Origin of the sequence: Corynebacterium sp. HMSC069E04 (assembly GCF_001813175.1) — a bacterium.
In the GTDB taxonomy this organism is placed as follows: Bacteria; Actinomycetota; Actinomycetes; order Mycobacteriales; family Mycobacteriaceae; genus Corynebacterium; species Corynebacterium aurimucosum.
In genome coordinates, this window is record NZ_KV811649.1 from 1 (window position 1) to 2,680 (window position 2,680).

The window sequence follows — 2,680 nt, forward strand, 5'->3', positions numbered from 1 at the left end:
TATGGGGTACTGTTCATGTGCTTAGGACAAGTCATGGCGTGGGGGTCGAGTATGCTATTCCCACTGGTTGCATGGTTCTTGGCTGGCATCTCATTCGGTCTCGCTGCACCAATTATTTACCGTGAGAAAGATGATGTCCCGATCGCATTCATTCGTGCTCAGGTAGGTTTCCGCGAAACGGTGTCCTACCTCCATCTGGGTATCCCGCTGGTGTTCACCGCAGTGGCAGCGGCGGGCATTAGTAAGCAGCCGGCTTTCGGGGTGGCTGCACTATTCACGGCTTTGGCCGCATACTTTCTGGGTGGGCGCGTGGACATCGTTCCTGCGGGTGCACATACCTTGCGTTATCGGAGTGCCGCTCCCACTCCTACCATTCTGCTTGAGATGCTGGTACTTCTGGTTCTGCTGGGCGTGTGGTGGCTGTTCTTTTTTGCACTGTCGCTATTGCCATAGGAATTGATATTCCTAGCTTAACGGTATTTGAGAGTCTGTTAATACTCTCCTGTCCTAGTGTCCAGCGTCGCTTACCACTTCTATTACGAAAAGGATGAAGGTTCCATTTCTACTCTGGCAGTCGAACGTCTCCACAAGAGTTTCGGTGATAAAAAGATTCTTTCCGATTTATCTCTGCATGTTAACGAGGGGGATATCTACGGCTTCGTCGGTTCCAACGGCGCGGGCAAATCTACGACGATGCGTATCATCATCGGTGTGCTCCTGCCGGAGTCCGGAGAAGCGCTCTTCGACGGAAAGCCCATCGATGCAGACCTGCGTAAGCGCATCGGCTACATGCCGGAAGAACGCGGGCTCTATGGCAAGGAAAGTATTATTGACCAGCTGGTGTTCCTGTCTCAGCTGCATGGGATAAGCGCTTCCACATCGCGTGCGAATGCGTTTGAACTGCTGGAGCGACTAGGACTGGTAGAACGCGCCCATGACAAGCTCGATTCTCTTTCCTTGGGTAACCAACAGAAAGTGCAACTGGCTGCGGCTTTGGTGCATTCACCCGACCTACTTATCCTCGACGAGCCTTTCTCTGGGCTGGACCCGCTGGCGGTGAATGCCATGGGTGATATCCTTGCCGAATACGCCCAACGCGGCGTTCCCGTTCTCTTTTCTTCGCATCAGCTGGACTTGGTGCAGCGTATCTGCAACAGCATTGGCATTTTGGCCGGGGGCAAGCTGGTGGCTGAGGACACCGTAAGCAGCTTGCGTTCTCAAGGGCCGCTGCGTTACCGCGTAGACATTTTAGCTCGTGGTTGGTATCCCGGGGGAGTTTCCGTGGTGTCGGAAGACAGTACTGGCGTGGTCCTAGAGCTGCCTGGGGAAGACCATGTTCAGCCCCTGCTCTGTGCTGCTCAGGCGGCGGGAGTCGTCACTGGTTTCTATCGGGTCGTGCCCGACCTTGCAGATCTATTCAGGAAGTACGTGTCATGACCAACTATTCTTCGCCCCATATTATCGCCACGGTTGCTCGCCGAGAGATCCGGAATTCTCTACGAAGCAAGGGGATTATGCTCACCCTCGTACTGGTTCTCGTGGCACTCGTGGGTGGAATCATGTTTGGCAGTCATCAGCTCAATTCGCCTGGTGCAGCTGCTAAAAAGACCGTTGCCGTGTCCAACATTGACCCCACCATCTTCGAGGGAACTGGATTTACAGCCATTTCAGTCGCCAACGCCGAGGCTGGCCGGCAGATGGTCACCGACGGTGACGCGGCAGCTGCTTTTTCCTTGGACAGCGATACTCTTGACTTTATACACAAGGGCACTGCTTTCTCGGAACTAGAGACGCTAGCGCAAACTGTTTCGCAGCAGATTTCTTTGTATCGAGCATTGGAAACCGTAGGCGTTAGCCCTGCGCAGCTGGCCGCGTCAGCTCCGATGCTCTCTGTTACAGAACACTATCTAGAAGCAGATAACGACGATAGGGCAAACCGAAATCAGTGGAATGTCTGGGCAGCTCTCATCGGTATCGTCATCCTAATGCTGGCGCTCACGCTCTTTGCGAATAGCGTGGGTTCACGCGTCACGGAGGAAAAGTCATCTAGAATCATTGAGCTCATCGTAGCTTCTGTGAAGCCGACCGACTTCCTGTCCGGAAAGATTCTAGGAAATGTCGTGTTTGGAACTGTAGCGATGGGAATCATCATTGGCTGCGGAGCCATCGCACTTAAAGTCTCGGGAATCTTGGGGGATAACCAATTCAGTTGGAGTATCGCCCCTGCGCTGTTGGTTGCCTTCGTATTGGGCATTACGTTCTTTTCCTCGCTTTATGCTGCAGCGGGAGCGATGGTGCAGCGTACCGAAGACCTTCAGTCCACTCAGTCGCCCATCATGCTGCTTATTTTCGCGGTCCTCTACACTCCCACGGTTTTCTTTACCCAGCTTGATAGCACCTGGATGCGGATCATAGCGTGGATTCCGCCTTTTTCTATTGGTCACGCACCATTGCAATATGCGGCAGGCAACATGACGAGCTTGCAATTTAGTTTATCAATGCTTTTCATGTTCGCCCTTACTCTCATAGTGATCCGGGCTTCTGCCCGCATCTATACGACTGCCATCTTGTATAATGGCGCGCCACTGAAATGGCTCCAGGTGCTGAAGCCTCGCCGTAAATAGCCCTGCCGCAAACAGCTGAAATCCGTTTGTCCTAAGCACATGAACAGTACCCCATA

3 protein-coding genes are annotated in these 2,680 nt (G+C 53.2%); all 3 read left to right on the plus strand.

What is annotated here, in order from left to right:
• Positions 1-453 (plus strand): hypothetical protein (locus tag HMPREF2896_RS03815; RefSeq protein ID WP_210388739.1); only part of this gene is annotated, 453 nt, incomplete at its 5' end.
• A 105-nt stretch (positions 454-558) separates the two neighbouring features.
• On the plus strand, positions 559-1,437 hold the full coding sequence (locus HMPREF2896_RS03820; RefSeq protein ID WP_070510223.1) for an ABC transporter ATP-binding protein: 879 nt from the start codon (positions 559-561) through the stop codon (positions 1,435-1,437).
• Positions 1,434-2,624: an ABC transporter permease gene (locus tag HMPREF2896_RS03825; RefSeq protein WP_070717871.1), complete on the plus strand. Its 1,191-nt coding sequence runs from the start codon at positions 1,434-1,436 to the stop codon at positions 2,622-2,624. Before HMPREF2896_RS03820 ends, HMPREF2896_RS03825 begins: the two co-directional genes overlap by 4 nt.
• The last annotated feature ends 56 nt before the right edge of the window (positions 2,625-2,680 follow it).